The sequence below is a fragment of the bacterium genome (assembly GCA_021372775.1).
Lineage (GTDB): Bacteria > Acidobacteriota > Polarisedimenticolia > J045 > J045 > JAJFTU01.
Genome location: JAJFTU010000432.1, coordinates 1 through 3,431 on the forward strand (window position 1 = coordinate 1; position 3,431 = coordinate 3,431).

A 3,431-nucleotide genomic window follows, 5' to 3' on the forward strand; every position below is an offset into this window, starting at 1 on the left:
CTGAGAGCGAATAGACGACGTCTGCGGGTCGATTCCGACCCGCAGACGCCCCCTCGTCCGCCCCTCGCGGTCGGTCCTCGACCGCGCAGCACCCCGTCAACGCTCTCGAATGGCGGAAATGCGCCGTTTTTCAGCAGCGTCCTACTGGGCCTTTCGCCGGCCCCAGATGAAGACGCCGACGATCGTGGCCAAAGCCGTGACGAGCATCACGAGACCGGAAATATCTCGCCCCCCGGCGAGAAGCCACACCGCCGTGCCGAACGTCGCCGCGATCATGAGCAGCGACGAGAGGTACCCGAAGAGATAGCGCCTGTTGCTCGATCGAAGAAGCCTGATGTCCATCTCGTGACGGTGCGCCTGCTCTCGCTCGGCCATCTTGACGATCCGCTCGGCAAGTCCCGGAACGACGCCGTCGTACAAGCGGAGGATGTCCGGATGCGGAAGAGGCCCTTGATGCGATTCATGCTTCGCGGCGGAGACGCGAGCCCCCCGCTCCGGCGGCAAGCCGCCTCCTGAACCCGACGTCGGAGACATGGGCGGTTCGCGTGGTCAGCGCGCCGCCGCGTTCGGCGCAGTCTCTTCCATGCGCGGGCCGGCGGATTCGGCCTCGCAGCGGGCCTCTTCGATGGCGGCGCCGAGGAACGCGCCGACGGCCAGCCAGTCCGAGGCCAGCGCGACCTCATCCCGCTCCGGGACGGTCCACGGACCGGCGGCGGTGGCCGCGTGCCCGGCGGGCAGGCCGACAAACGCCGCCGCCCCGCGGAAGAACGACCTCGCGCCGAACTCTCGGATCGCGTCGCGCCGGGCGGCCGCGTACCGCGCCGCTTCGTCCCACAAGGTCGCCGTCGCGCCCACAAACCCTCCAATCGCGCTTCGCCGTAATGGTCTGGTCTTGGGCGAGTTCGCGCCACCAGGGTTCTTGCGCGGTCGTCCCGCGCCCGCAACGTGACCCGAAACCCGCGAAGACCAACCAACCGTCGCCGGGGTCACGGGGCGATGCGTTTGAACCCGTCGGGGATCGAGACGTCGGCGGCCGTGGCGGCGGCGGCGACCGAGACGAGCTCGGTCGTGGTGGTCATCACCTTCGTGCGCGCGCCCGGCGGCGACTTCTTGCCGCCCGCGAGCTTGCCGAGCAGGCCGCCGACCGACGTCGGCGTCCGCTCCTCCTCCTTCCGCGCCTCGGCCGTCTGCCGCGGATCGGGCACGCTCTCCAGAGTCAGCGCCGTCCGCACCGGCGAGCCGGTCAGATCGACGCGCTTGTCGCGGAACCTCTTCATCGCCTCGGCGAGCGCCGGATTCGCCGCGAACGCCGACGCCATGGCCTTCACGTCCAGCCCCGCGGCGAGCGCCAGCTTCTTCGCGTAGCGCGCCTCGAACGCCTCGTTCTCGGCCAGCGCCGCGATCTTCGGCCCGAGCCACTCGTCCATCGTCGTCACCGCGCCGCCGCCCTCCTCGAGCTTCATCCCCTTGCGGCGCACGACGACGGTGATCACGACCTCGCGGCAGTCGTAGCCGAGGATCGTCTCGCGCTTCCCCGTCTCCTTGACGTCGAAGTCGACCTCGTACTCGGGCGGCTTCTCCTTCTCGGCCTTCTCCGGCTTCTCCTCGGGGCGCGCCTGCGCGCGCCGCCGCAGCTCGTCGAAGGTCGCGACGGTGTAGGTCTTGCGCGCGTAGTCGAGGCCGTAGACCTTCTCCTCGGCGAGGTCGACGATCTCGCCGCCCGTCCCGGTGCGGTCGAGGCGGCGGTCCCCCTTGATCGCCACGGTGTGGACCTGCCCCTCGCGCATCGCCTTGCCGCCGAGGAAGTTCGCGACCTTCCCCGCGGCGCCGGCCAACTGCACTTGGATCTTCTGGTCGTACTTGGCGTCGGCGAGAGCCGGCGCGCCCGACGCGACCGCGGCCGCCAACACCAGCGCCGCGCCGATCGACGTCCTCATCGCGGTCTCCTCTCCGGCGGCGCCGAAAGCCCTGGTCCGCCGGCCGGAATATACGGGAACGCGCCGGGCGAAGCGGGACGGCGCGAGCAGGGAGACGTCGCTCGGCGAACGAGGCCGCCCGCGTCCCGCCCAACGACGGTGGCCGCGCGGGCCGGCCCGTCGTCAGCGCGCGAGGCAGCGCGCCGCGCCGCCCGACGGACAGGCCTCCACGGCCAGATCGCCGAAGCCGTCCACGCCGTTCCCCTGCGGCAGATAAGGGCAGGCGGCGCGCGCCGCGTCGAGCGCCGGCGCCGCGCCGAGATAACCGAGCGACTTCAGGCGCGCCGCCGTTTCGTCGCGGACCTCCGCGGGAAGCCCCGCGCGCGGAACGCCGCGGGCGGCGATCCGCGCCAACTCCGCCGCCAGCGCGCCGCGCAGCCGCGCCGCGTCGGCCGGCCGCGCCGCCGCGAGGTCGCGCGTCTCGAGCGGATCGGCCGCGAGATCGTAGAGCGCGGCGCCGCACGTCCGGTGCTCGACGACGAACTTCAGCGTTCCGTCGACGATCGCCGTGAAGCAGCCCTGCCGCAGCGTCTCGACGACGATCGGCGCCGCGGTCGCCGCCGCGCCGGCGGTCGCCGCCCCGGCGCTCCCGCCGCGGGCCGCCTCTCCGGCGTCGCGCCGCTGGTCCCCGGCGGCGCGCCCGCCGTCCCCTTCCCCGCCCGCCGGCAGCGTCGCCCCCTCGCCCAGCGAGCGCGCGTCGAGCCCGGCGAGCGCGAGCAGCGTCGGGCCGAGACGCGACGTCGTCACCGGCGCGGTCGCGCGCGACGCGGCGCGCCCGGGGGCGCGCACGACGAGCGGCACGCGCACCATCTCGTCGTCCACGCGCAGCGTGTGCCCGAGACGCCCGTGCTCCTGAAACGCCTCGCCGTGGTCGCCGACGACGGCGACGATCGCCTCCGGCCCCGCCGCGTCGAGGATCTGCCCCAGCCCGTGGTCGGTGAAGGCGATCTCGCCGCGGTACTGCCCGCGTTCCCACGCCAGCTCGTCCGCCGCGAGGACGTTCGTCCCCCACTTCAGGCAGCCGACGTCGGGGATCGCGGGGCGCTTCCCCTGCGCGAACGCGCCGTCGTAGGGAGGCGGCGGAATGTACTCGAAGTGCGGATCCCACAGGTGGACCCAAATGAAGAACGGCTTGCGCTCCTTGCGCCACGCCTCGAGCCGCGCGAGGACCTTCCCGACGAGGTTCGGCGTGGAGACCCGACGGTGCCCGAACTCCTCGAGGTCGTAGACGTCGAAGCCGCGCCCGAAGCCGAACTCCGGCCGCAGCGTCCCCTCCGGCACGAAGGCGGCGGTGTTGTAGCCCGCGGCGCGCAGCCGCTCGGCGAGCGTGGCGACCGACGAGGGGAGCGCGCGGTCGTACTCCTCGACGCCGTGCGCCGGCGCGGAGAGGCCGGTGAGGATCGACATCATCGCCGGCGTCGTCCAGGGCGCCGGCGCGTAGGCCCGCTCGTACGA

4 protein-coding genes are annotated in these 3,431 nt (G+C 73.2%); all 4 read right to left on the minus strand.

Annotated features, from left to right (window positions below; genetic code table 11):
- Positions 1-141: 141 nt before the first annotated feature.
- On the minus strand, positions 142-534 hold the full coding sequence (locus LLG88_14910) for a DUF2335 domain-containing protein (GenBank protein ID MCE5248196.1): 393 nt from the start codon (positions 532-534) through the stop codon (positions 142-144).
- Between the two features lie 15 nt (positions 535-549).
- On the minus strand, positions 550-990 hold the full coding sequence (locus LLG88_14915; protein ID MCE5248197.1) for a hypothetical protein: 441 nt from the start codon (positions 988-990) through the stop codon (positions 550-552).
- Positions 987-1,937 (minus strand): hypothetical protein, encoded by a 951-nt coding sequence (locus LLG88_14920; GenBank protein ID MCE5248198.1) that lies wholly within the window; start codon positions 1,935-1,937, stop codon positions 987-989. Before LLG88_14920 ends, LLG88_14915 begins: the two co-directional genes overlap by 4 nt.
- Before the next feature lie 162 nt (positions 1,938-2,099).
- A partial coding sequence (locus tag LLG88_14925) for a sulfatase (GenBank protein MCE5248199.1) occupies positions 2,100-3,431 on the minus strand: 1,332 nt, incomplete at its 5' end.

Coding starts and splice junctions, on each gene's coding strand:
- LLG88_14910 (MCE5248196.1), bottom strand. CDS start 534: ATGTCTCCGACGTCGGGTTCAGGAGGCGGCTTGCCGCCGGAGCGGGGG.
- LLG88_14920 (MCE5248198.1), bottom strand. CDS start 1,937: ATGAGGACGTCGATCGGCGCGGCGCTGGTGTTGGCGGCCGCGGTCGCG.